General features: G+C 46.0%; 22 protein-coding genes. 3 read left to right on the top strand and 19 right to left on the bottom strand.

What is annotated here, in order from left to right; translation table 11 throughout:
- Positions 1 to 37 precede the first annotated feature (37 nt).
- From MHI55_RS24345 to MHI55_RS24390, 10 genes are all read right to left on the bottom strand, one after another.
- Entirely contained in the window at positions 38 to 1,336 is a 1,299-nt protein-coding gene (locus MHI55_RS24345) for an NCS2 family permease (RefSeq protein WP_036616916.1), read from the bottom strand.
- Positions 1,337 to 1,580: 244 nt separating this feature from the next.
- A complete protein-coding gene (locus tag MHI55_RS24350; RefSeq protein ID WP_076252957.1) occupies positions 1,581 to 2,339 on the bottom strand; it encodes a tRNA threonylcarbamoyladenosine dehydratase in 759 nt (252 codons plus the stop codon).
- Positions 2,340 to 2,357: 18 nt separating this feature from the next.
- Positions 2,358 to 4,136 (bottom strand): aspartate--tRNA ligase, encoded by a 1,779-nt coding sequence (gene aspS, locus MHI55_RS24355; protein WP_036616911.1) that lies wholly within the window; start codon positions 4,134 to 4,136, stop codon positions 2,358 to 2,360.
- Positions 4,137 to 4,349: 213 nt separating this feature from the next.
- Entirely contained in the window at positions 4,350 to 5,603 is a 1,254-nt protein-coding gene (gene hisS / locus MHI55_RS24360) for a histidine--tRNA ligase (protein WP_076252958.1), read from the bottom strand.
- An 821-nt stretch (positions 5,604 to 6,424) separates the two neighbouring features.
- On the bottom strand, positions 6,425 to 7,693 hold the full coding sequence (locus tag MHI55_RS24365; protein WP_340387334.1) for an SEC-C metal-binding domain-containing protein: 1,269 nt from the start codon (positions 7,691 to 7,693) through the stop codon (positions 6,425 to 6,427).
- A gap of 632 nt (positions 7,694 to 8,325) precedes the next feature.
- On the bottom strand, positions 8,326 to 8,772 hold the full coding sequence (locus tag MHI55_RS24370; RefSeq protein ID WP_340387336.1) for a hypothetical protein: 447 nt from the start codon (positions 8,770 to 8,772) through the stop codon (positions 8,326 to 8,328).
- 104 nt (positions 8,773 to 8,876) lie between these two features.
- A complete protein-coding gene (locus tag MHI55_RS24375; protein WP_036616900.1) occupies positions 8,877 to 9,383 on the bottom strand; it encodes a type 1 glutamine amidotransferase domain-containing protein in 507 nt (168 codons plus the stop codon).
- A 266-nt stretch (positions 9,384 to 9,649) separates the two neighbouring features.
- Positions 9,650 to 9,817: a hypothetical protein gene (locus MHI55_RS24380; RefSeq protein WP_340387338.1), complete on the bottom strand. Its 168-nt coding sequence runs from the start codon at positions 9,815 to 9,817 to the stop codon at positions 9,650 to 9,652.
- A gap of 76 nt (positions 9,818 to 9,893) precedes the next feature.
- Complete coding sequence (dtd, locus tag MHI55_RS24385; protein ID WP_339185966.1) at positions 9,894 to 10,355, bottom strand: D-aminoacyl-tRNA deacylase; 462 nt, start codon at positions 10,353 to 10,355, stop codon at positions 9,894 to 9,896.
- Positions 10,356 to 10,367: 12 nt separating this feature from the next.
- Complete coding sequence (locus tag MHI55_RS24390) at positions 10,368 to 12,545, bottom strand: bifunctional (p)ppGpp synthetase/guanosine-3',5'-bis(diphosphate) 3'-pyrophosphohydrolase (protein ID WP_036616894.1); 2,178 nt, start codon at positions 12,543 to 12,545, stop codon at positions 10,368 to 10,370.
- Positions 12,546 to 12,918: 373 nt separating this feature from the next.
- Here MHI55_RS24390 and uraA point away from each other — a divergent pair, with 373 nt between their 5' ends.
- Positions 12,919 to 14,235, top strand: coding sequence for a uracil permease (gene uraA / locus MHI55_RS24395; protein ID WP_340387339.1), 1,317 nt, complete (start codon positions 12,919 to 12,921; stop codon positions 14,233 to 14,235).
- A 153-nt stretch (positions 14,236 to 14,388) separates the two neighbouring features.
- On the opposite strand, the gene MHI55_RS24400 is transcribed toward uraA, so the two are convergent.
- The 6 genes from MHI55_RS24400 to MHI55_RS24425 all read right to left on the bottom strand — a co-directional run bounded on the left by MHI55_RS24400 (position 14,389) and on the right by MHI55_RS24425 (position 20,900).
- The gene (locus tag MHI55_RS24400; RefSeq protein ID WP_017686780.1) at positions 14,389 to 14,901 is read right to left on the bottom strand and encodes an adenine phosphoribosyltransferase; all 513 of its coding nucleotides are present in this window, start codon (positions 14,899 to 14,901) and stop codon (positions 14,389 to 14,391) included.
- A 37-nt stretch (positions 14,902 to 14,938) separates the two neighbouring features.
- The gene (gene recJ / locus MHI55_RS24405) at positions 14,939 to 17,347 is read right to left on the bottom strand and encodes a single-stranded-DNA-specific exonuclease RecJ (protein WP_036616889.1); all 2,409 of its coding nucleotides are present in this window, start codon (positions 17,345 to 17,347) and stop codon (positions 14,939 to 14,941) included.
- A gap of 40 nt (positions 17,348 to 17,387) precedes the next feature.
- A complete protein-coding gene (locus MHI55_RS24410; protein WP_036674553.1) occupies positions 17,388 to 18,347 on the bottom strand; it encodes a cation diffusion facilitator family transporter in 960 nt (319 codons plus the stop codon).
- 73 nt (positions 18,348 to 18,420) lie between these two features.
- Positions 18,421 to 19,329 (bottom strand): protein translocase subunit SecF, encoded by a 909-nt coding sequence (gene secF, locus MHI55_RS24415; protein ID WP_340028536.1) that lies wholly within the window; start codon positions 19,327 to 19,329, stop codon positions 18,421 to 18,423.
- A complete protein-coding gene (gene secD / locus MHI55_RS24420; protein ID WP_051447453.1) occupies positions 19,319 to 20,569 on the bottom strand; it encodes a protein translocase subunit SecD in 1,251 nt (416 codons plus the stop codon). The genes secF and secD overlap by 11 nt, the downstream gene beginning before the upstream one ends.
- A 91-nt stretch (positions 20,570 to 20,660) precedes the next feature.
- Positions 20,661 to 20,900 (bottom strand): post-transcriptional regulator, encoded by a 240-nt coding sequence (locus tag MHI55_RS24425; protein WP_036617497.1) that lies wholly within the window; start codon positions 20,898 to 20,900, stop codon positions 20,661 to 20,663.
- A 227-nt stretch (positions 20,901 to 21,127) separates the two neighbouring features.
- Here MHI55_RS24425 and spoVB point away from each other — a divergent pair, with 227 nt between their 5' ends.
- Entirely contained in the window at positions 21,128 to 22,762 is a 1,635-nt protein-coding gene (gene spoVB, locus MHI55_RS24430; RefSeq protein ID WP_340387340.1) for a stage V sporulation protein B, read from the top strand.
- Positions 22,763 to 22,765: 3 nt separating this feature from the next.
- Here spoVB and MHI55_RS24435 read toward each other — a convergent pair whose 3' ends face one another.
- Positions 22,766 to 23,524 (bottom strand): DUF421 domain-containing protein, encoded by a 759-nt coding sequence (locus MHI55_RS24435; RefSeq protein WP_340387342.1) that lies wholly within the window; start codon positions 23,522 to 23,524, stop codon positions 22,766 to 22,768.
- A 183-nt stretch (positions 23,525 to 23,707) separates the two neighbouring features.
- Here MHI55_RS24435 and MHI55_RS24440 point away from each other — a divergent pair, with 183 nt between their 5' ends.
- The gene (locus MHI55_RS24440) at positions 23,708 to 24,100 is read left to right on the top strand and encodes a TIGR04086 family membrane protein (RefSeq protein ID WP_036616878.1); all 393 of its coding nucleotides are present in this window, start codon (positions 23,708 to 23,710) and stop codon (positions 24,098 to 24,100) included.
- Positions 24,101 to 24,225: 125 nt separating this feature from the next.
- Here MHI55_RS24440 and yajC read toward each other — a convergent pair whose 3' ends face one another.
- Positions 24,226 to 24,537, bottom strand: coding sequence for a preprotein translocase subunit YajC (gene yajC / locus MHI55_RS24445; RefSeq protein ID WP_036616875.1), 312 nt, complete (start codon positions 24,535 to 24,537; stop codon positions 24,226 to 24,228).
- A 67-nt stretch (positions 24,538 to 24,604) separates the two neighbouring features.
- Complete coding sequence (gene tgt / locus MHI55_RS24450) at positions 24,605 to 25,741, bottom strand: tRNA guanosine(34) transglycosylase Tgt (protein WP_036616872.1); 1,137 nt, start codon at positions 25,739 to 25,741, stop codon at positions 24,605 to 24,607.
- Positions 25,742 to 25,746: the final 5 nt, after the last annotated feature.

The following is a 25,746-nucleotide window of genomic DNA, read 5'->3' on the forward strand; positions in this document are numbered from 1 at the left end:
TCATACGTATGAACTTACATGACGTTGCCTTTTGTTATTACAAAACTCCATGCAACACAAAGTTGGCTAAAAAGAGGATGGAAATGCCATACATGACCACAGGCACCTGTTTACCTTGACCTGCTGCCAGCTTCGCTAATGGATAGGCAATAAATCCAAACGCCATACCGTCCACGATGCTATATGTAAATGGAATCATGACCATGATCAGAAATGCCGGGAATGCCTCTGTGAAGTCACCAAAATCCATATCTTTCACACCTTGTACCATCAGGCCACCAATAATGATCAAAATGGGTGCAATTGCACTGTCCGGAATGTAACCGAGCAGTGGGATGAAGAAAAAAGTAGCCCCGAATAACACGGCTGTAACGAGCGGAGTCAAACCTGTGCGACCGCCTGCTGCAATTCCGGCTGTAGTCTCGGCTGCAGCAACTGGAGGGCTGCTTCCGAATACGCCTGCCAATACGGTACTAATGGATAGTGCGCGTAGACTTCCTTTGAACCGCTCTGGACGACCAATCATCTGTGTCTGAGCGGTAATTAATCCGATATTTTCGAACACCACAATTAGCAGTAGCAAAAATACCGCGATCCAGAATGCGACATCAGCCAGTTTCATCAAAGATAATTCGCCAAACAAGCCGCCGTATTGACGCAGCGCATCCATAGCTGATACGGACTCACCCGGGTTCACTGCACCAAGTACATAGGCAAGGCCTGTCCCGACCAGAATACTGATCAGAAGTCCACCCTGTACGTTACGTATAAATAAAATCAAGGCAAGCACCAGCGTAACGCAGGCTGTAATGACATTGGGATCATTGAAATGCCCAATCGCAACAAACGTGGTCTGATGTGCGATAACGATTCCACTTTTTTGCAAACCGATAAATGTCAGAAACAAACCAATCCCGACCGTAATGCCATGCTGCAGATTTTTCGGGATTGCTTCGCTGATCATTTTGTATAGTGACGTAAACGCAACAATGGCAAACAGTATACCTGTAACGGTTACAACAGCCAGCGCTTCTTGCCAGCTTAATTTCATGGAATGTACAAGTGTATACGTGAAAAATGCATTAATCCCCATTCCGGGTACCACGATAATCGGTGATTTTCCGCCAAATGCCATGAGCAAACATCCTGCAATGGACGTCAGCAGTGTTCCAACCATAGCTGCCTGCAAAGGCATCCCGGCATCGGAAAGAATTGTAGCATTGACCATAACGATATAGACCACGGCAAAATAGGAAATGGCTCCCGCCACAACTTCCTTCTTCCACTGGTCTCCTGGCTCCATGCCAAGACGTCTGGTCATCCATCCGTGTTTCATTTCGTTCTATTCCCCTCTCTGTAGCCGCAAATTCTTTATGTATGTATCATCATTTCGCGCAGCAGTGAATATCATACACGGTTTTGACTTTGAAGTACATGACGTAACTCTGACATTTATCTAGGAATACAGTTCGGCTATCATAGACGATTGACGTCCCATCCGCTCCTCTCTTGCGAAGTATGATCACACAAAAAAGCGCAGATGCCTTATCAGCATCCACGCTTCTTCAGTTGGAAACAAGTTACAGCTGCTTGTTCTCTGCAATTTCTAACAAATCCTTAATCGCAACACTGACCATAATCAGTCCGGCTACCGGAGGCACAAATGAGTTACTCGCAGGTGGCTGTTTAGCCTTGCGAATTTCCGGAGCATTCTCGGGAACGATTTTTTGTGTTACATCCTCACGCGGTTTCATCGGCTTTTCAGTCGAGAAGACCACTTTCACACCTTTTTTGATGCCGTCTTTACGAAGTGTCGTACGCACAACACGGGCAATCGGGTCCATGGTCGTTTTCGAAATATCTGCAACCTGGAATTTCGTCGGGTCCATTTTATTCGCCGCACCCATACTCGAAATCATCGGAATTTTACGTTTCAGGCACTCTTTAATGAGATGGATTTTGTAGATAATCGTGTCGGATGCATCCAGCACATAATCCAGATCATATTTGAACAATTCCTCATATGTTTCTTCCGTGTAAAACATATTCAGGGCAATTGCATCACATTCCGGATTGATCAGTTTCACACGTTCCACCATCAGATCCGCTTTTTTCTGCCCCACTGTCGTAGTCAGAGCATGAATCTGGCGGTTAATATTGGTGATGTCCACGACGTCCTTATCAATCAGGATGATACGCCCAACGCCGCTACGGGCAAGAGCTTCTACAGCAATTCCACCTACGCCGCCAATACCGAGCACAGCGACTGTACTATTCTTCAATGTGTTCAGACCTTCAGGTCCGATCGCAAGTTCTGTTCTTGAAAATTGATGGAGCATTGAGAATCGATGCCTCCTTTATTTCTTTTCCGCTACCGGTTTACGGGCTACGCGGATATGCAGTTGTTCCAATTGTGAGTCATCCACTTCGGATGGTGCATTCATGAGCAGATCCGTTGCACTTGCCGTTTTCGGGAAGGCAATCGTTTCACGCAGATTCGTGCGGCCCGCCAGCAACATCACGAGGCGGTCCAGACCAAAGGCAATACCACCATGCGGTGGAGTTCCATATTCGAAAGCTTCCAACAGATAGCCGAATTTCTCATTCGCTACTTCTGTAGAGAGTCCAAGGGCAGCAAACATTTTCTCCTGAACATCACGTTTGTAGATACGCATTGAACCGCCACCTACTTCATAACCATTGAGAACAAGGTCATAGGCTTGAGCACGGATTGCACCCGGATCAGTGTCGAACAGATGTACATCTTCGTCTTTTGGACGTGTGAAGGGATGGTGTTCTGCCACATAACGTTTCGCATCTTCATCATATCCGAGGAGTGGGAAGTCCACAACCCAAGCAAATTTGAATTTGCTGTCATCGATCAGTCCAAGTTGACGGCCGATTTTCAGACGCAATGCGCCCAGAACGTCAGCAACCACTTTTTTAGTGTCTGCGGAGAAGAGCAACAAGTCGCCATCTTCAGCACCAGTACGTTCTTTGACAGCTTCGATTTCTTCAGGCGTGAAGAACTTCACGATTGGCCCTTTGAACTCGCCGTCTTTCACTTGAATCCAAGCCAGACCTTTCGCACCGTAACGTGCAGCAAATGGTCCGAGATCATCGATCTCTTTACGACTCCATGTGCCACAGCCTTTAGCGTTCAGCACTTTCACTTCTCCACCTTTTTCGATGACAGAAGCAAATACTTTCACACCACTGTTTGCTACGATATCGTTCATTTCAACCAGTTCCATACCAAAGCGCAGATCTGGTTTGTCTGAACCGTATTTACCCATTGCATCTGCATACGTAATCCGTTGGAAAGGCAGTTCCAGCTCAATTCCTTTGGTTTCACGTAGCAATTTGGCCATCAGTTCTTCCATCATTGGCAGCAGGTCATCCTGTTGCAAGAAAGAAGTCTCGATGTCGACTTGAGTGAATTCTGGTTGACGGTCTGCACGCAGATCCTCATCCCGGAAACAACGAGCGATCTGATAATAACGCTCAACGCCACCAACCATCAGCAATTGTTTGTAGATTTGTGGGGATTGTGGCAAGGCGAAGAATTCACCTTCATGCACACGGCTCGGTACGAGATAATCACGCGCACCTTCCGGGGAGCTCTTGGTCAGGATTGGTGTTTCCACTTCAACGAACTCTTCTCCATCCAGGTAGTCACGGAACACTTTGGATGCTTTGGAACGCAGTTTCAATGTTTCAAACATTTCCGGACGACGCAGGTCCAGGTAACGATATTTCAAACGAAGGGATTCATCAACTTCGACACCATCTTCAATGAAGAATGGAGGTGTTTTAGCTGCGTTCAGCACTTCGATTTCTGTAATTTGAACTTCAATTTCGCCTGTAGGCAGGTTTTTATTAACAGTTTCTGCATCACGTTTAACAACTTTACCCGTTACAGCGATAACATACTCGCTACGTACGCGATCTGCGATTTGCAGAGCTTCACCGGAATAAGCCGGGTTAAAGACAACTTGTACAATCCCGCTGCGATCACGCAGGTCGATGAAGAGTACGCCCCCCAAGTCACGGCGGGTCTGAACCCAACCGTTCAATGTTACTGTTTCACCGATGTGTGCGGGTGTTAATGCGCCGCAATGATGACTTCTTTTCATAACCAAACTCCTCATTATGTGAATTTCCGTTCTGTGTGGGCAGTTAGTACCTGCTCTTCAACAGTCCGGTTACGTGTAGACCATGTATTCGAAAAGGCATGTTACCTCTGGCTCGCCAACTTCCGCTTAATTGGAATCGTCGGTGAACCTCAGTACTTTTGCCGGATCAATTGTTTTACTCGAAAGTTTTGATCTTAATGTAACACTTCGTGCTTATTTACCTTCGCGAATTGTCGCTACCAGGTCATCAAGTTTCACGGTTTGTTGCTCACCCGTATCCATTGATTTGAGGGCGATCTCACCACGCTCCAGCTCGTCATCACCAAGGATGGCAGTGTAGCGGGATTTGAAACGGTCAGCTGATTTCATCTGTGCTTTCATCTTGCGACCCAGATAATCACGTTCCCCAGACAGTCCAGACTGACGAAGTTTGAACAACAGACGGTTCACTTCACGATCAGCAGCCTCTCCCAGAGCAACAAAGTACACATCCAGTGGAGCCAGCGTACTAACCTCAATATTTTGGTGCTCCAGAATCAGTTGAATACGCTCCAGACCAATACCGAAGCCGATGCCCGGCTGATCAGGTCCGCCGATATCTCCAACCAGACCATTGTACCGACCACCGCCGCCAACCGTATCTATTGCTCCAATACCTTGGGCTTTTAATTCAAAAGCAGTTAGCGTGTAATAATCCAAGCCCCGTACCAGACGATTGTTCACAGCATAATCCACTCCGAAATCATCCAGGTATGCCTGCAGCTTGGCAAAGTGATTCAAAGACTCTTCATCCAGACTATCCAGTATCGACGGTGCCCCAACGAATTTGTCTTGATCGACTTTGCAGTCGAGCACACGCAGCGGATTACGCTCCATGCGGGACTGGCAGTCCTTGCACAGGCTGTCTTTCATCGGTCTGAGGAACCCAAGTAACGTCTCGCGGTATTCTGCACGGCTGGTTGAGTTACCAACGGAGTTGATCTCCACTTTTACATCCTTCAAGCCGAGCTCGACGCACAACTGGTAACCTAGTGCGATTACTTCGGCATCAATTGCCGGGTCCAGCGCACCGATGGCTTCTACACCAAACTGGTGGAACTGACGCTGACGGCCTGCCTGCGGACGCTCATACCGGAACATCGGACCGATGTAATAGAGCTTGCTCACATCCGGTTCACCGTAGATTTTATTCTCTACATACGCACGGACAACACCTGCTGTTCCCTCTGGACGAAGAGTCATGCTGCGATTGCCTTTGTCATCAAAGGTATACATTTCTTTCTCAACGATATCGGTAGTCTCTCCTACACCGCGTACAAATAAAGAAGTCTGTTCGAAGATCGGTGTGCGAATCTCACGGTAATTAAACCGTCGACACAGATCTCGTGCTTTTTCTTCTACGTACTGCCATTTCTCGACAACTCCAGGCAGTAAGTCCTGCGTTCCAGTCGGTTTTTGAAAAGCCATCTTGATCCCTCCAGCATTGATTTTTTTCTCTAAAAGTTAAAAAATTCTACACGTGATCACTGCGCGGGCAGAACAACCTTACAATCGCTGTTATCCCCAGATTTTTCGAATTAATTTTATAATGTGGAAATCCGGGGATAGCATATGCTTCCGATGCAGCTTTCTTTCAGAAAGCTTTTAGGCGAACGCTTCGCTTCTACAGCTTGGTTCTACAATCTCCGTTTTCGTGTATTTCTTTTAAATCAACTTATATAACAAAAAAATCCCTCGCCCTGTCGCTGTGTATACAGCAAACAAGGGACGAGAGATTGTGTAATATACATTCACCCGTGGTACCACCCACATTCCGGAAACCTGACACTTTAGCCGTTCAGGTGATCTCTGATGATTCAACATTGCATAAGGCACTGTGATCAGCAGATATTCCGCTCTACGTGTAACGCACGTCCTGCGCAGGCCAGCTACTGGTCAACAGATCATATCTGCTGTGTTCGCCGTCTGTTCTCGGGGAAGTCATTCGTCCGCTCATCAAGAGAATCCTTACAGCCTGGGGATTCCTCTCTGGTCATGTGGGCACGGAGTACTTGGTCCCGTCATCAAATCAGTAATATAGTTCAAAAATCGACTTGTATTGACTATAGTCAACGTATTATTTTCTGATTGTAATGAACCGCAGTGCTAAAGTCAAGGGTTAACACGAAAAGATAGCTCTAAAAAAATTTTGCTAACACGCTGCACCGGATGGGGGAGTGACAGAAATCACGGATAATAGAAGCTGGATTCATCATATGAATTCCAACTTCTATTCGCTTCTTATTTCTCTATTGTTGCAGCATCCACTTCAACAGATCCGGCGCGCTCGCCCATAAACGGGAATGCATAATGACATATTCAATCGCTTCGTCGGAGTCGCCCATGCCGACAAAGTCAGGGAGGTTATGCGGCAGCCGTTTCAAACCCAACAGGTAATCAGGCACATGTTTGTTCACACCCCGGGCCACACGGTACAGCATTTTGAGCTGGGAGGTGATTCCGTTTTTCTTATACTCCAGAATGATCTTGTCATAGGCAAAGGCCGTTGCGGCGTCACCTCTTCCATACTCCTCCAGCAATTGCTCTGCCTGTTCCAATTGGTTGCTGTACAAATACACAGCAGCGAGCAGGTAACGTGCTCCGGTATTGTCTTCCGTATTAAGCTCCAGCATATGCTCCAGAATCTGTGCTGCTTCATTCGTATCTCCGCCAAACCAGCAGGATTCGGCATAACTTTTGCATATCCGGATATAGGGACGAGTCTCATGAAGCCCCCAGAAGTCCCCTTTGTTCTCCTCAAAGAACAGTTCGCCCAGTTCACGTTTGCCAGCAGCGATTCCTTCCTTGAGGTAAGATCGTGCATCATTCTCATTGTCCGATTCCTCAGCTAGAATAAGATACGCATCAGAGCTGTCAGGAAACATCTCCAGCGCTGTTTCCGCCAGATGTACTCTCCGTTTGGAAGAGCTCGCTTCCCTCGCCTTAGACAGCAGAGCCTGTGCTTTGTCTTTCGATGTGCCTGGACCGTTCAGCATCAATAGCTCGTCCGTTTCACCGCCCATGCCGTATTCTTCGATGTAACTATTCATCTCCTTAACCTTCCGGGAGATCGTGCCTGTCGTTACCTCATATTTATCAGCCAGCTCAGCCTTTGTGACATTGAAGCCGTATTCCTCGGACAGCAAAAACTCAATTGCAGCAGAGAACGAGCCTGTCTTCTTCACAGTAGGGCGGGTCTGACGGGAGTAGCCGTTCCATAACACCAGAGCTTCCAAAATTACCTCTGGCTCATATTGGTTCCTCATGTTCTCAATAGTCTGCAGGGCCAGCTGTTCGTGAGCCGGGTGCTCCCATCTCAAATCGCTTGCCACCATCTTTTTCAGCTTGGTCAAGGTCAGTTTGCTCTCAGGCTGAATGGAGGCTTCCCGGACCGGCTGCTCCGTTGATATTATCCCCAGTATGGATTCTACTGCAGAGGACTCCTTGTTCAGACAACATTTCTTATATTTTTTCCCACTACCGCATGGGCATACATCATTTCTTCCAATCTTACTCAAAACTAATTCCCCCTTAAATCTGTCTCTAGCCATTCGCATGAGAACTCTGTTGCTTTAGCATTGTAGGTGTCATTTCTCAAACGAGGCATTCTATATTACTTTCAAATTCCATCGATCAAGCAGAAACCGCTGCCCCGTACTTATATAAAAAAGGCGGGGCCGTTTCAGCGAGTATATGTTCATCTGGAATATGACGGATCACTCTGGCGATGAATTCCTCATACTCTCTGTCATAGGATTGGATTCGCCTGAACCCAATCGCTGGAGCTAGATTTACCGTCCAATGTAGCCCAACTATGAAAACAATTCGCTGTAGAATATATAAACCCATCTCTCTATTCTAGCAAAAATTGAATAAAGGGGTAAGCTCTACCCAAAACATACACATTCTCAGCTCAAAAAAAATAGCCTGCACACGGTGTGCAGGCTCAAAGGATATATAAAAAAAGGGGGTCATGTGTGTTATTATAAGCCCACTATGTTAAAGGCTTATGTATGTAATATTACAGTAATATTACAAAAATGATAGCGCTTTATAAATTAGTTTTTTTAATATCCTCATGATCAAAAAGCCCTTGCACATCACTCGACTGTGTAGTCGAGCAGTGCAAGGGCCAAGAAGTATCTACACGTTAATTCAAATCTTCCACATAGGCATGGTTGGAACGAAGCTTATGAACAATCTCGTCATAATCCTCATCCCTTACTTTGGCAGACAGAACATAATGCAGATCATTATAATCCGCCGAAGACACATCTGCAGCATTCAGCAGGTCTCCATCCTCATTCACTCTGTCACGAGTATCCCGTTCTGCATCACGGTCCACATTGGCTACCACAGGGATCACATTTTCGCTGGCCGGAACACCAGGGGCTGCACCTACACCCATTGTTCCGTTGGTGCCTACGCCACCTGCTGTATTATAAGGCACCAGTGGCACCATAACACGCGTGTCTCTACCTATCGCACTATCCAGTTGACCTACTTCCAAATGCTCTGTACGGAACGTCTGAAGTGAAGTTCTTGCTCCCTCTGCCTCGTCCTCGGTTCGAAAATACGCCTGAATATGTTTTGTCATGTCAAACCCTCCTTTTTCGGAATGAAATGCAACGTGAAGTTTCGTAACCCCACGATGTAACGTAGTTAAGATACATCAATATATGTCAGTTGCACTAGCTGAAGTTATATAACTTTTAGCAGTTCACGTACAAACGCTGGCTCATCTTCAGGTGTTCGGGATGTAATATAGTTTCCATCCACAACGGCCTCATGATCCTTGAACTCTGCTCCTGCGTTTACCATATCATCCTTAAGTGGTGGATAGGATGTAATGGTACGGCCTTTCAACAGACCGGCACTAGCCAAAATTTGCGGACCATGACAGATCGCAGCAATTGGTTTCTTCGCACTGTTGATCTCGGTGACAAACTTCAAGATATGCGCATCACTTCGCAAATTCTCAGGGGATGATCCACCAGGAATCACGACTGCATCATAATCTGAAGCGGAAGCATCACCAATCGCCTTATCTGTGGTATAGGAGGCCTTTCCTCCTTTACCTTTAAGGGTCTCACCGGCTTTTAATCCGATAATCTCCACTTCATGTCCAGCTTTTTTTACTTCGTCATACGGGACCTGCATCTCCGAATCTTCAAAGTCATTCGCCAATAAAAAAGCAACTTTACTCATAACGTATGTTCTCCTTTCCGTGTTCGAACTTTCTTTATAAAATCGGGTCTTTCAGTACATTGGCACTTCGTTGTGCCTCGTTTTGTTATTACCCTCACCAGAGCAATTTATAACAATTCAATGTAATTTCATTTTGTAACGAAGTCTTCAAACGAATAGTTAAAAAGATCAACTCACGACAAAAAGTCCTGATTCGGGAAGGAATCAGGACTTTTTCAAAATCTGTATAATCCAAATATCGGATGTTTATATCCCTGTGTAGACATTCAAGATCGCGGAAGATGACTCTGCTTCCCTTTGTCCGAATCCTGAAGTGCCCAGATCGTTGCAACATACTCAGCAGCCGAACGGGCAAGTTGCAATGATTCATACAGGTTGCCAGGGAGTAACAAAGGTTCTGTACGGGCACGTGTTTCTTTCGCAGATTGGCGCATAATTGGATGGATACTCCTTTGATCATGAAATAGTCATCAACGAATTATCCCTTATTATGGCCTGAACTCCATGGAATTATGCACTTGGTTCCTGACGAACCGGACTTTCAAGCATCAAAGTCACGGGTCCCCAGTTGGTAAATGTTACATCCATCATCGCTCCGAAACGCCCGGTTTCAACCTGAATACCTTTATCACGTAGCAGTTGATTAAACGTTTCATATAACAGTTCTGCCGCTTCAGGTCGGGCCGCAGCCGCAAAGCTCGGGCGCTTTCCTTTGCGACAATCTCCGTACAGGGTGAATTGGGAAACAGACAATACAGCACCGCCAACATCAAGCAGACTGAGATTCATCTTCTCCTGATCATCCTCAAATATCCGCAACCCACTAACTTTGTCAGCCAGATACTGGGCATCCTTCGCGGTATCCTCATGGGTAATGCCCACGAGTAGCATTAATCCGGATTCGATCTTACCTGTCAGCTCGTCTCCCACAGTCACCTGAGCCTCTTTACAGCGTTGTACAAGCACCCTCATCTTACAGGCTCCTTACTGCATAATCCGATGCACCGAATAGACATCTTTCACACGTTTGATCCGTTCTACAACGGATTGCAGATGATCCGTATTACGAATCAGAATTGTGACGTGCACCAATGCTAATTTATTTTTATCTGTCCGTCCTGTAACGGCAGATATGTTGGTTTTACTTTCAGATACAGCCTGAAGTACCTCGTTGAGCAAGCCATTCCGATCATGGCCTGTAATCTCAATATCCACACTGTAACTTGCTTCGATATTCTCTTCCCACTCGACCTCAATAACACGTGCTGCTTCTTCACCGTCTGCACTTGTCGGGATATTCGGACAGTCACTACGGTGTACGGAAACGCCGCGTCCGCGTGTAACGTATCCGATAATGTCATCCCCAGGTACAGGATTACAGCATCGTGCGAATCGAACAAGCAGATTATCGATGCCTTTAACACGAATACCGTTGGTTGGACGATTTCTGCGCTCAGGCGCAGGTTTCAGCTCGCGCATCTCGGAATTTAATTCCAGCAAACTGGACTCTTCCTGCTCTTTACGCAGTTTTTCGGTTGCTTTGGTTACAATCTGTGCAGCAGTAATCCCACCGAATCCAACAGCCGCAAGCATGTCATCAATATCGTTAAACGCATATTTTTTGGCAGCTTCCATCAACTTGTCATCCGTCATCCACGCAGAAGGGTCAAGCCCCATACGCTTCAGTTCGCGCTCACAGCTCTCCCGACCTTTTTCAACGTTTTCTTCACGGCGTTCCTTCTTGAACCATTGCTTGATCTTCGCTCGTGCATGAGAAGATTTCGCAATTTTCATCCAGTCCTGGCTCGGTCCGTAAGAATGTTTGGACGTCAAAATTTCGATTATATCACCTGTCTTCAGATGATAATCGAGCGGAACAATCCGACCGTTTACTTTGGCACCAATGGTCCGATTACCAACCTCCGTATGGATTCGATAAGCAAAATCCAAAGGAACAGAGCCGATTGGCAATTCGATGACTTCTCCTTTTGGCGTAAATACAAATACCAGATCCGAGAAGAAATCCATTTTGAGTGACTCTACGAATTCTGATGCATCCTGTGCTTCGTTTTGAAGTTCAAGAATTTCACGGAAGAACGTAATCTTGTCTTCAAAATGATTTCCGTTCGCAGCGCCTTCTTTGTAGGCCCAGTGGGCAGCAATACCAAATTCAGCAGTCCGGTGCATATCCCATGTCCGGATCTGTACTTCTGTTGGTTCGCCATTGGGACCAACTACCGTTGTATGCAGCGATTGATACATGTTCGCCTTTGGCATCGCAATGTAGTCTTTGAAGCGTCCAGGCATCGGTTTCCATAGCGTGTGTATAATTCCCAGGGTAGCATAACAATCCTTGATATTATCCACAATAATACGAATGGCAAGCAGATCATAAATTTCGTTAAACTGCTTGTTCTTGGTGGTCATTTTCTTGAACACGCTGTAGATATGTTTCGGGCGGCCCGAAAGGTCTGCCTGAATTCCCATCTCATCGAGTTTGTTCGTAATTCCATCCATAACCGTATCAATATATTGCTCCCGTTCCGCACGTTTTTTGTGCATGAGGTTAGCAATTCGGTAATACTGCTGCGGATTCAAATAACGGAGGGCGATGTCCTCCATTTCCCATTTGATTGCAGAGATACCCAAACGGTTTGCAATCGGACAGAAAATTTCCAGCGTCTCATATGAAATCCGGCGCTGGCTTTCTTCCGACTGAAACTTGAGTGTCCGCATATTATGCAGACGGTCAGCCAATTTAATCACGATGACACGGATGTCCTGCGCCATGGCGATGAACATTTTGCGGTAGTTCTCGTTCTGCTGTTCTTCCTTGGAGCGAAACTGAATACGTTCCAGCTTCGTCAAGCCGTCAACAAGCATGGCACACGTATTGCCGAAATGATTGCGGATCTCTTCAAGTGAGACCGTAGTATCCTCTACTACATCATGAAGAAGCGCTGCTATTATGGAGATGGTGTCCATCTGCATGTTCACAACAATGTCGGCAACCGCAAGCGGATGCAGAATATACGGTTCTCCCGATTTTCGCGTCTGTCCATGGTGGGCCTGATCAGCAAATTCGTAAGCTTCTCGTATGCGCACCAGATCGGGTTCTTTGATATATGCCCCGGCCTTCTCGAGTAATTGCTCTATGCCCATTCTGATCTGTTCCGTGTCCTTTCTATACCAAATGGAACCCGTGACAGTGCTGCAACACAGGTTCCCCGTAAAAGTAATTTCCTATAATTATGACGCTTCGCCCGTTTCCCGTCAACTGCTGACGAATAAGAGCGCTTATCCAATTTTTATATTGATGATCTGAATTACTTCTATCTCGTTTCCCTATGACTCACAGGGGATTGGATGTATTTCTTATTTCTTATGTATTATTGCCGTTATTTGCTGAAATAGAAGGAAAATTCATGAAAATATTAATTCTATCGCTCTGTTACGTCAAAAATGTTATTGATTAATTAAGAGAAACTCTGTAATCTATTGAAAGTTTGTGTTTCGGAAAAGGAGATGAAATTCATTGCAACGCGAAATCCAGGTTAATCAAAAGATGCCACTTGGCTCAGGTTCACTGCTTAGCCTTCAGCATTTGTTCGCCATGTTTGGTAGCACAGTACTTGTACCAAACCTGTTCGGTGTTGATCCAAGTATGATCCTGCTGATGAACGGAATTGGAACATTGTTGTACATACTGATGTGTAAAGGAAAGATCCCTGCATATCTCGGGTCCAGTTTTGCCTTTATTGCTCCTGTCACTTCAGTATTGAAAACACATCCAGAGAACGGCTACTCCATGGCACTTGGAGCTTTTATCATAACAGGACTTGTGTTCTGCCTCGTGGCTCTTATCATTAAATATGCTGGAACAGGATGGATCAACGTTGTATTCCCACCAGCGGTTATGGGCGCCATCGTTGCTCTGATCGGTCTGGAGCTTGTACCTGTTGCAGCTGGTATGGCAGGATTGATTAACTCTGATCCTATTGCTAACCCGAACTGGGTGCCGCAGGCCAAACCCATTATTTTATCCATGGTCACATTGGGAATCACAGTAATTGGTGCCGTAACGTTCCGTGGATTCCCCAAAATTATTCATATTCTAATCGGAATTGTATCCGGATATGTATTAGGCTATTTTATGGGTCTGGTTGAAAAAAAAGCTATTGCAAACGCTGATTTCATCTCATTGCCAACCGTAACAACGCCTACATTTGACTGGTCCGTTATTTTCACCATTTTACCTGTAGCGCTTGTGGTTATCGTTGAACATATTGGACATTTGCTTGTAACGAGCAGCATTGTAGGCAAAGATCTTTCGAAAGACCCTGGGCTTCATCGTTCCCTGCTTGGTAATGGGGTCTCCACCATTCTGTCCGGGTTTGTAGGATCTACTCCCAATACAACCTATGGTGAGAACATCGGTGTAATGGCCCTGACTCGCGTATACTCCACATATGTCATTGGTGGCGCAGCAGTCATTGCAATCGTACTCTCCTTCTCAGGAACATTCTCGGCGCTTGTAGCCAATATTCCTGTGCCTGTTATGGGTGGCGTATCCCTGCTTCTGTTCGGGGTTATTGCAGCATCAGGTCTGCGTATTCTGGTTGAGCAGAAAGTCGATTTTGCCAAACCGACCAATCTGCTGCTTACTACACTTGTACTGGTCATTGGGCTAAGTGGTACAGAAGTTACCTTCTACGGTATTCATCTGAAAGGGATGGCACTGGCAACCATCGTCGGAATTCTGATGAGCTTGTTGTTCAAACTGTTTGAAGTGCTAGGTTGGTTGAATGACGATTCACGTAAACAGCCTATCACTGAAAAAACGCCCGATTAACTTCCATCGTATACACATCAAAAAGCCTGTTCTCCCTAACCTTATGGTTGGAAGAACAGGCTTTTTGATAATCATTAATGCTGTATATTATTTCCCGGGAAACGGAAAAAACAATTCATGTTTCATCACAGCGGTACATGTGGAGATTTCAGCTTAATAATTCATCAATGTGAATACATCGATTTCTGGCAATTTGGCACGACCATTCAGATCAGACAGCTCAATCAGGAAGGCAGCTCCGACAACTTTCCCACCCAATTGTTCAATCAAGTTGATGGAAGTTGCAATCGTTCCACCCGTTGCGAGCAAATCATCTGCGATCAGGACATTTTGACCTTTTTCAATCGCATCTGTGTGCATCGCGAGTGTATCCTTGCCATACTCGAGATCATAACCAACTTCAATCGTCTCTCCAGGCAGTTTTCCACTTTTGCGAATCGGAGCAAAACCGACACCAAGAGCGTATGCCAGAGGGGCGCCCACAACGAAACCACGTGCTTCAGGTCCAGCAATAACGTCAATTTTGAGATCAGAAACCATCACTTTCAGTTCATTGATCGCATTGCGGTACATTTCTCCATCCTTCAACAATGTTGTAATGTCCTTAAAGCTGATTCCCGGTTGTGGAAAGTCAGGGATGACACGAATATAATCTTTAAAATCCAAAATAATCTCCTCCTAAAATAAATACACAAACTTCCATCTAAGATACGCCCTTCATCCGGGATATCATCCATTGTGTCAGTTGCGGTGTGGCTGCATCCAGCATCACCTGTTCTATCTCGGCCATATTTTCGAGCGCCTGATAGTGACGTGAAGCGGTTAGTTCACGCTTAGGCGGGTTATCCACAAACGCAATTTTGCCGTTATCACGGGTAATGAAGGATAACTCTTCGAATACATCCAACATCATCGTAATCATGCGCGGCGAACAACCACACTGACGACTGAGCACAGGAGTAATCTCTTGTTCCTCCACGGGTTCAGCTTTCCATTTCAACACCTGCATATAAATACGCTTAAAGAGTTCTCTGGAAGGCATCTGAAGGCGATCTCGGCGGTTGCCTGATCCGTGCAGAAGGATGATATTCTCAGCTCCACTGAACAAAGCCAGCATGGCATTAAGTTGTTCCGGGGTTTCCGGCGTATCAAACACAAATAACGTCCGGACTTGTTCCTGTCCATAATGCTGTGCAGCAGCATTACACGGAAATAACCCGACCTTTCTATCATATACCCAAAGGCAAGGTTCATACAATGAATTTCCCTCGGAAACATCTGTTTCTTTCCTAACAATAGCACCAACAGAACCAGATTTATATCGCAGATGCACCTCAAGTGAGCTCAAGAAATGTTTCATCGCATTTAATGGCTCGGCATTACCGCGCAAATCAAACACTTGGACCTGAGGAACATGAATGTCCTGAAGCATCAATTGAGGTTTTCTCATCCCATTCCATTCATTGATGGACAGTTCTCCCATCACATCAATAACGGAACCTGGGAGAAGGAACTCTGCTAACGCTCCCTTGCCAAAAGCAACGGTTTCCAGTTGCTGACCATCCTGTTCCAGAACCAGTTTCAGATGGCGTTTCTCTCGTCCCATTGTTCTGGTTTCCTTCACAGTCACACTTCTCAATACAAACCGTGGCGAAGGATTGCTCATCCCAAAAGGCTGCAATCTGTCGATCTCCTGGATCACTTTCAGCGGAACATCACTGATTCTGCATTCATCATCCGCAAGACGTTGAGGTACAAAGTCCTCTTCAGTTAATACAGATGCAGCAAACTCATTCAAACCAGCCTCAAGTTCTTCCAGCTGTTCCCGATGCAAGGTCATACCTGCTGCTGCAGGGTGTCCCCCGTAATGGTCCATAGTGTGTTTATTGACTGTGAGTGCCTGATAGATATCCAAGCCCTCAATGGAGCGCGCAGAGCCCTTGCAGACACCGCTCTCTGGATCGATCCCAAGGATAAGTGTAGGTCGGTAATAACGTTCCAGTAATTTGGAAGCCACAATACCAACCACTCCGACGTTCCAGCCCTCACCAGCCAATACGATTACATCTGGAACGGATCCTGAACGAAGCTGTATCTTTTGTTCCAACTGTGCCGTTGCTTCTTGTAATATGCCCTCTACGACTTGCTGCCGCTCCCGATTCAATAGATCAAGCTGACCGGCTAGCGTATGAGCTTCATCCAGATTCTCAGTTGTGAGCAGCGACACCGCTCGTCCTGCATGATCCAAACGTCCACTGGCATTAATACGAGGTGCCATGGCAAAGGCAATATTAATCGAAGTCACCTGACTCTGATCCACACCACTGATTTCCAGCAATGCACTTACACCGGGAAGACGTGAACCACGCATCGATTCTATTCCATAACTGACGATAACCCGGTTCTCCCCTTCCAAAGGCATCAGATCGGCAACGGTGCCGATGGCGGCAATCTCCATCCATTCACCGGGCACTTCCCCGATTAATGCCTGAGCGAGCTTCAAGGCTACTCCCGCTCCTGCCAAACCTTTAAAAGGATACGGGCATCCTGGAAGTTTCGGATTAATAAGTGTAAAGGCTTCGGGCAAAATTTCAGGCGGCTCGTGGTGATCTGTCACAATGACTTCGATGCCCAGCGTGGCCGCATAGGCAATCTGTTCAACAGCACTGATTCCGGTGTCCACGGTAATAATCAATGAAACGCCTTGTTGATGGGCCCAATCCAATGCATGGTTGTGCAATCCATACCCTTCATTCGAGCGATGAGGGATATATATATCGTACGAAGCTCCAAGATGACGCATCAAATGGATCATGAGCGATGTGCTGGATACGCCATCAGCGTCATAATCCCCGTAGATCAAAATATGTTCTTCCCGCTCCAATGCCAGCTTGATACGTGGCACAGCTTCATTCATGCCAAGGAGCAGATAGGGATCATGCATCTGATTCAGGTCAGGATGCAAAAAACGTTCGGCCTCCTTCTCATTGTGCACTCCTCGACTCACAAGCAAACGTCCAACAAGGGGTGAAACGGAAAGCGCCTGCGAGAGTCCCGCAGCCGCCTCCAAATCGATATTCGGTGTATTCCACCGGTATTGCGAATAAAGCAATGATAACGCTCCTTTCCTGATCTACTGGACCCGCGCTTCACTACTGAATTAATGTCGCTTCGTGATCGGGCAGTTCATGATTGGATTTATAGGGATAACCTGGATCATAAGGTATCGCTTGAATCTGTACTTCTTTCACATGACTGAAACGGGTGAGCAGTAATGTCTTGGCACGATTTGCAATCTCCTGTGCTTCCAGTATCGAGATCCTCGGATTCACACTAATGACCAGCTCAATCGTAACGTCATGTTCCTGTTCACGTGCAACCAAATGCTCAATGGTAATGATGCCATATACCCGCTGTACGGTCTCTTTAAAATCTGAGGCTTCTTCCTGCTCCAGCTCCTGAACGAGTGAACCATAGACTGTGTCCACAATCATTCGGTAACCCTTGTGAAGCACAAAACAGGAAGCAATCAACGCAGCCGTGGGGTCTAGGTAGAGCAGCATGCTCAATCCCGTCTCTTCACCAGCCATCGATCCTATAATGCCGATTAACACGGTGAGCGAACAATAGAGTGCACGGCGATGTTGCTGTGCATAGGCCAGCGCCTGAGACTGGTTCCGTTTACGGAAATATCTGTACTGAAATTGAAAAATCGCTTCTTTCACAGCCAAAGCTGCAACAGCCACCAAAAGTACCGACTTGCCGGGTGCTTCCGGTTCACTTCCGGAGAGACTACCCAATGCGGAGATGGCAAGCTGTAATCCACCCATGAGAATCAGCACAGATAACAATACTGAGATTCCGGGTCTAGCAACACTTGAATGTTCTTTAAACCGTCCCCTGCGAGCCTTCCTCTTATCGCGTACAGACTTGGAGGGAAAGAGACCAGCCAGGGCAGAACCAGCTTCAGAAGCAGAATACAAGCCGTCAGCGAGCAATGATTTGCTGTTTGCCATATAACCGACTCCCGCTTTGATCACCGCAAGTCCCATATTACCGGCAATACCGCTCCATGTGGCAGCCTGAGCAGATGGGATATGTTCTCTGGTCATGAATATTCCCCCTTAATTCTGTACATAAAGTTGCAAAACCGCGCCTGGCAGACGCGGCTTCACAATAAGATGTTTAGTTAGATTCTTTAGCTACTGTTTTTGGCTTATCCACTTGTTTACCTTTGAGCATCAGCCATAGTGGGGCAGCGATATAGATTGAAGAATATGCGCCGAACAGTGTTCCGATAACCATCGCAAGCGAGAACATGCGAATGGATTCTCCACCAAATATGAACAAACAGATTGAAGCTGCAAACACGGTGAATGTTGTATTAAGGGAACGTGTCATCGTTTGAGCCAAACTGCGATTGACTACCTCGCGTAGGTCGGCTTTGGTTGTCTTTTTGGCAAAACGCAGATTCTCACGAATCCGGTCAAAGATAACGATCGTATCGTTAATCGAGAACCCGACAATGGTCAATACTGCGGTAATAAAGGTCAGATCGACTTCCAAACGGAAGATAGAGAACACACTTATTACAACAAATGCATCATGGAAGAGTGCGATAACCGCAGCCAAACCAAAGCGCCACTCAAACCGGATCGCAACATAGATCATGATCCCGATACTTGCAATGAGTACTGCGTAGATCGCGTTGCGCTCCAATTCTTTGGCCATCTCCGGATCAACGGTATTTACTTCATACGAAGCTGATGCATCCAGTTTGGCAAATTCTTCTTTGAACTTACTTTCTTGATTTTCATCCAATACGTTCGAGAAACGAACATTTACACGGTCAGCCCCCGATGTAATGGTAACATCACCCTCATCAACACCGATGCCCTTAACGATAGGTTTAATCTGCTCCGCTGTGATTGCTTTGGATACCGAGATATCCACATTCGATCCAGCACGGAAATCAACTGCATAATTCAAACCCAAAGCCAGAATGCTGATGATCCCCGTAATCGTCAGAATAATCGAGAAGATATAGGCAATCTTACTACCTTTAACATAATCAAAATTCCAATTAAAGCGCACGAATTTCACTCTCCTTCACTCCGAAGTACTTAGGCTTCTTCAACACGTTACCCCGTACAAGCAGGGTCAACAGGAAGCGGGAGAAGAAAATATTCGTGATAATACTGGTGACAATATCAAAAATCAGCACGAGTGCAAAACCTTTTACCGCACCTGTTCCCAAGAAGAACATAACAGCCGCAGCAATAATGGTTGTGATGTTGGAGTCAATGATTGTTCGGAAGGAATGCTTACCACCCGCTTTAACCGAAGACAAGATCGACTTACCACTGCGCATCTCTTCTTTAATCCGTTCGTACGTGATGATATTGGCATCCACCGCCATCCCTATACCCAGGATAAACGCCGCAATACCTGGAAGGGTAAGCACGAATTCTCCTAAATAGAAGATTGCAAGTACCAGCCACGTATGTGTGATCAAGGCAAAACTCGCGATTATACCAGGAATGCGATAAAGCCCAATCATGAACACTAGAATAATAACGGAACCAATCAATCCTGCTTTAATGGTCTGATCCAGAGAAAGCTTACCAAGTGTTGCACCAACACTTTGTGAATACTTCTCTGTAAGTTTCAGTGGCAATGCACCCAAGTTAATGGTGTCACGAAGCTGGTTTGCTTCGTCACGTGTGTAAGCACCCGAAATCTGAGCGGAACCATCTGTCAACTGTTGTCTAACGGTTGGAGCAGATAGAAGCTCATCGTCCAAATAAATCGCGAGAGGTTGTCCGATCAAACGTTTGGTAATCTCGGAAAATTTGGCTTTATCTTTCACTTGAATGTCAATCATCGGCTCATTCAATTGAGTGAACACAACTTTGGCTGCATTCTCAACAAATTCATTTCCGCGAAGCTCAATTTTGGTGTATTCGCCTTCCTTGTCGTTCTCAGCTTTACTACGGAAGGTCAAAACAGCCGGCTCTTTCATTTTGGCTCTAACTTCAGCCTCATCCGTAACCCCTGCCAACTTCAATCGAATCCGGTTGCTTCCTTCAGTGGTTACCTCCGGTTCGCTTGTTCCGAGCGCATTGGCGCGGCTTTCAAGACTTTTGGCCGTTTGCACCAAAGATGCTTTGGTGACTTGTTGACCTGCTTCGAGCGGCTCTGCTTCATATAAGATCTCGTAGCCTCCCTTTAAATCAAGGCCCAAGCGTATATTTTTGAGCAGTTCCGGGCTTGTTCCCACCATTACCCCTGTGGTGACAAGCACGACCAGAATGAAACTGATAATTCTTTTCATGCCGTTCCTAGATCCCCTTTCGTTCTCAATATTCCTATTATAGCGATGCCGTAAAAAGCAGTCAATTTTCAACAAAAAAGATCCCTTTCGTCTAGAAAGAGGACCCCCGGTATGCAGACACGGTCATAAAGTTCATAAAGCTTGTTGCTTTCAGTGACAAAATGTCGTTCACCAGCTGGTGAAGCGGTGGAATGCCCTGTTTTTCATATTTATGACTGACGCAATTCCAGACATCTTTGCTGGTGACATATTCGTAACCGACAAGCCTTAATTCCTCCGCTTTGCTACGGCAGAGCATCTCTATTGACTGTTCCAACTCCACATCATTCATTTCTTCCAACGGGGAGCCTCCCTTCGTACATCCAAGCCTTTATGCGGCATCAATATTACATGATTCGACTTCGCCTGATCATATTCCTTCTTGCTGAATATGGTTCTTTTTGTTAATCGTGTCCAAGTTGTCATGAGAAGATAAAGGACTGGCATAGGATGAAGAACAACGGCTTTGTCCCGTTTATGTTGATAGCCTGTACTTTCAACCGGGAAAGAGGGGTAGTCTTGAAGAAACAGACATTTATCCAGGGGGCCATGATCCTGCTCGCGGCAGGCATAATTAATCGAATACTTGGTTTCATTCCGCGCATTGCGCTGCCACGAGTCATCGGTGCAGAAGGTGTTGGCATCTACCAATTGAGCTATCCCTTTTTTATCGTACTGGTGACATTAATTACGGGTGGTATTCCGCTCGCCGTAGCCAAGCTCGTAGCCGAAGCTGATACCGGTGCCAATCGTTATTCCCCCCAGCGAATCCTGCAAGTAAGCTTAAGCTTTACGTTGACCCTGGGTGTTGTATTCATGTTTTTGTGCATCCTGTTTGCACCCTGGGTTACCAAGTACGTGCTCACAGATGAGCGGGTATACCATACGTTCGTTAGTATGAGCCCCATGATTGCCATTATCGCCGTATCTGCTGTCTACAGAGGGTATTTCCAAGGTAAGCAAAACATGATGCCTACTGCCATTTCATCCATTGTTGAAACCATCATTCGTATCGTCTGTGTCATTTGGTTTGCCTGGCTTCTCCTCCCCCACGGTATTGCCCAAGCTGCTGCTGGTGCCATGCTGGGAGCGCTCGTTGGAGAATTCGGCGGTATGCTTGTACTCTTGTGGAAGTATAACAGGCAGAAGAAAGAGTTACCGCTCGCTATGCAACAGAACATGTCCAATCTCACAACCAAACCTACAGCCAAACCTTTAAACCCAATACCTTCAGTTCTGAAAGAGGCGGGTACTCCACAGCCCGGATTAATCCGGCGTTTGCTTGCAATCTCTATTCCTGTTACAGCAGGCCGATTGGTTGGCTCCTTATCCTATTTGGCCGAAACCATCGTTACTGCCCAAAGTCTGGCTCTGGCAGGCATATCCAAAGGGCTCGCTACAGCACAATATGGTGCATTACAAGGTATGATTATTCCTCTGTTGCTGCTGCCGGGGGCACTAACCTCATCGCTCGCGACATCACTTGTGCCTTCACTGTCCGAAGCTTCTGCTCAGGGAGATCGCGCACTGATTCACAAAAGAATGCATCAGGCATTACGCTTGGCACTTGTGACAGGTGCTCCGTTTTCCGTGTTTATGTATGTGCTTGCCGAACCGATGTGTCTTGTTCTGTATAATGATGCATCGATCGGAAGCATGCTGAAGCTAATGGCTCCTTTTGCTTTGTTCATTTATATTCAAGCTCCTCTTCAAGCTGCATTACAAGCTCTTGACCGTCCGGGTAAAGCATTGCTAAATACGTTTATCGGTGCTGTTATCAAAATTACGTTGATTCTGACGCTTGCTTCCCGGCCTGAATATGGCATCTTCGGTGCAGTCATCGCCATCTGTGTGAATTCTACGGTAGTTACCCTGTTACATGCCCAAAGCGTACGCAGTCTGCTACAGTTCCGCTTCAAAATGATGGATTGGGTCAAGACGGGTGCAGGAATGTTTATTATGGGAGCAGCAACCCTACTCGTATACGAAGAGACTGCCATGATATTGCCTTTTTGGGTGAGGATGCTTCTCGCTCCTTTTGTCGGGCTTATCGTGTATTTCATCGTCATGGGCTGGACCAAAATGATTGACTTTCATGATCTGTCCCGTGCTCCTTTGATTGGTTCATGGTTCAAGCGCCGCTCAGGCAAATGATTTTCATTTTTTATCATCTTTTGGACTGACATATATCTTCCCATTGTGGTCAATGGAGCATATAAATACATCTTTGAAATCCATAATTCCGTTCTGTTGAATTTGATTTTTCAGCCAAAATCTCGTTTTCTGGATGATCTCCAGATTCTGATCCTGGACCTTTCCGTCCATAATTAAGGGGAGTGGCAGACCTTCATATTTGATATTTGGAAATCCGTCAATCTGATTTTTCTCTGTTTTGGATTTACCGGAAGAAACCCCTTCTGAATCAGAGCCGGAAGAACTGCTGCCGTTAGAAGTATTCTCATCCTTGGGAAAAACGGTCAGCTTGCCTGTGGTCTCCAAAATAGCGAAATCAACCTCACCGATACTGTCTACATTCTGTTCACGGAGTTGTTGTAATAGATCATCCAGATTATATCGTTGCTTCCGCATCTCATCCCGGTGAAGAACGCCTTTGGAGATCAAAACAGTAGGTTTCCCATCAATTATCAGGCGAAGACGCCGACTTTTAAGGCCTATAAAGGCCATTCCGATCTGTACAATGATCAAGGTAAGCATGGGGGCAATCCCGTGAGAGAGCGGTTTATCAATATCTTCAATGACAAAAGCAGCCATTTCAGCAAGCATAATGGAGACAACAAGATCAAACATGGATAGCTTACCAATCTCACGTTTACCCATAACCCTCATTGCACAGTACACCAGAAAGTACATGAGAATGGTTCGAAAGATATGTGATCCGACATCTGGGAAGTTCACAACAGGGGTCCTCCTTCGAAACTGAGTTTTTAACAGTTAGCTGGGTAGTGCAATCCCTATTTTGACCTGAACCTTACATGCTCATGCAGAAATAATCCGTTCATTTAATGGAAAACAGTTCATAAGTCCGAAGGCTTGACCATACACTGTATTAACTTATAACTTGTACAAGGGGGTTGCTTCATGCAATTGATCCGCCGCTTGGTTTCGTTTCGAGTGTCCAATCCGATTCTGTCAGGCCTCTGTCAGGCTTTTGTATGGATGTTTATCGGGGCATTTATTCTCTCCTTGTTTCTCTGGATGAGCGGAATGCGGGAACAGGACCTCTCATTGTATACCTATGTTGTTCATGGCTTGTCATTATTGGTTGGTGGTTTTGTCGCAGGCAAACGTTCTGGTGAAAAAGGATGGTACTACGGAGGGATTACCGGAATCGTATATGGACTGCTTGTGCTGTTGATCGGATTTCTCGCGCTGGATGCTTCGTTTAATTGGAAGGATAGTTTACAACTGCTTAGCGCGTTCTTCATTTCAGCTCTCGGTGGCATGTTCGGTGTTAATACGCATCGCTCCTAACTGACTGGTAAAGAACATCGACCTTCCCTCATAAATCAAAAAAGAGAACCGGGTCTCCAAGGAGATCCGGTTCTCTACTAGGGAATACGCCACAAACGCACCCTCGTTATTCTATGTTACAGTAACTATTCAACAGCCGTATCACGAGCTACAGCCGTGCTGATTGCATTACGGTCAAATGTAAGCTTAGTTACATCGTTTACACGCAATACAACCACATCGTCCGTAATCTCAGCGATCGTACCGTGAAGGCCACCAATCGTTACAATTTTATCGCCTTTTTTCAATTGGCTCAGCATGGAATTCCGTTGCTTTTGCTTTTTGTTCTGTGGACGAATCATTAAGAAGTAGAAAATCGCAACCATGAGTACTAAAGGTACAATCAAAGATACGATCCCACCGCCTTGCGCTCCTGCTAGAGGCATTCCTTGAAACATTCAAACTCCCCCTTATCGACTATACATACAGATATTGCTTGTTACGACGGTTTCCTCAAAAACTCAATCAGAAACCTTTGTCATTGTCATGAAGACCATATTGATCGAAAAATTCATCCCGGAAATCAAGCAAACGATCTTCCATAATGGCTTTACGTACATTACGCATCAGATTCTGCAAGAAATGAAGATTATGGATCGTTGTCAAACGCAGGCCAAATGTTTCATCTGCTTTGATCAAATGACGCAGATAAGCTCTGGAATAGTTGCGACAAGTGTAGCAATCACATTCAGGGTCAAGTGGCCCAAAATCAGTTGCAAACTTGGCATTGCGAACTACCAGACGTCCTTGGCTGGTCATCGTTGTTCCGTTACGGGCAATCCGAGTTGGCAGAACACAGTCGAACATGTCCACTCCACGAATTGATCCCTCAATCAACGCATCGGGCGAACCTACCCCCATCAAATAACGTGGTTTATTGGATGGCAACAAAGGTAACGTATAATCCAATACACCATACATCAAATGTTTCGGTTCTCCAACACTCAGTCCACCAATAGCATACCCCGGGAAATCCATGGAAGTCAAATCTGCGGCGCTCTGACGGCGAAGATCTTCATGCATGCCTCCCTGTACGATGGCAAACAGACCTTGGTCATGCGGACGAGCGTGACTTTCGAGACAACGTTCTGCCCAGCGGCTTGTTCTTTCGAGTGATTTTTTTACATATTCATATTCAGCCGGATACGGTGGGCATTCGTCAAACGCCATCATAATATCGGAGCCAAGTGCATTCTGGATTTCCATCGCCACTTCAGGAGAAAGGAACTTCTTGTCTCCATTCAGATGAGAACGGAAGTTAACGCCTTCTTCCGTAATCTTGCGCATCTCGCTGAGAGAAAACACTTGGAATCCGCCGCTGTCCGTCAGAATTGGACGATCCCAGTTCATGAATTTGTGCAACCCGCCAGCTTCACGGATGATTTCATGTCCTGGTCTCAGAAACAGGTGATAGGTATTACTCAAAATAATCTGAGCATCCATTTCTTTCAACTCTTCAGGGCTCATTGTTTTGACAGTCGCCTGTGTACCTACAGGCATAAAGGTTGGTGTCTCAATAATACCGTGAGGTGTATGTACACGTCCCAGACGTGCACCGGATTGTTTGCAAGTTTTGATATGTTCATACGTAATTGCTGCCATTGGTT

It is taken from the genome of Paenibacillus sp. FSL E2-0151 (assembly GCF_037993015.1).
Classification (GTDB): domain Bacteria; phylum Bacillota; class Bacilli; order Paenibacillales; family Paenibacillaceae; genus Paenibacillus; species Paenibacillus amylolyticus.

Coding starts and splice junctions, on each gene's coding strand:
- MHI55_RS24345 (WP_036616916.1), bottom strand. CDS start 1,336: ATGAAACACGGATGGATGACCAGACGTCTTGGCATGGAGCCAGGAGAC.
- MHI55_RS24350 (WP_076252957.1), bottom strand. CDS start 2,339: ATGCTCCATCAATTTTCAAGAACAGAACTTGCGATCGGACCTGAAGGT.
- aspS (WP_036616911.1), bottom strand. CDS start 4,136: ATGAAAAGAAGTCATCATTGCGGCGCATTAACACCCGCACACATCGGT.
- hisS (WP_076252958.1), bottom strand. CDS start 5,603: ATGGCTTTTCAAAAACCGACTGGAACGCAGGACTTACTGCCTGGAGTT.
- MHI55_RS24370 (WP_340387336.1), bottom strand. CDS start 8,772: ATGACAAAACATATTCAGGCGTATTTTCGAACCGAGGACGAGGCAGAG.
- MHI55_RS24375 (WP_036616900.1), bottom strand. CDS start 9,383: ATGAGTAAAGTTGCTTTTTTATTGGCGAATGACTTTGAAGATTCGGAG.
- MHI55_RS24380 (WP_340387338.1), bottom strand. CDS start 9,817: ATGCGCCAATCTGCGAAAGAAACACGTGCCCGTACAGAACCTTTGTTA.
- dtd (WP_339185966.1), bottom strand. CDS start 10,355: ATGAGGGTGCTTGTACAACGCTGTAAAGAGGCTCAGGTGACTGTGGGA.
- MHI55_RS24390 (WP_036616894.1), bottom strand. CDS start 12,545: ATGGGCATAGAGCAATTACTCGAGAAGGCCGGGGCATATATCAAAGAA.
- MHI55_RS24410 (WP_036674553.1), bottom strand. CDS start 18,347: ATGACCAGAGAACATATCCCATCTGCTCAGGCTGCCACATGGAGCGGT.
- secD (WP_051447453.1), bottom strand. CDS start 20,569: ATGAAAAGAATTATCAGTTTCATTCTGGTCGTGCTTGTCACCACAGGG.
- MHI55_RS24425 (WP_036617497.1), bottom strand. CDS start 20,900: ATGAATGATGTGGAGTTGGAACAGTCAATAGAGATGCTCTGCCGTAGC.
- MHI55_RS24440 (WP_036616878.1), top strand. CDS start 23,708: ATGCAATTGATCCGCCGCTTGGTTTCGTTTCGAGTGTCCAATCCGATT.
- yajC (WP_036616875.1), bottom strand. CDS start 24,537: ATGTTTCAAGGAATGCCTCTAGCAGGAGCGCAAGGCGGTGGGATCGTA.
- tgt (WP_036616872.1), bottom strand. CDS start 25,741: ATGGCAGCAATTACGTATGAACATATCAAAACTTGCAAACAATCCGGT.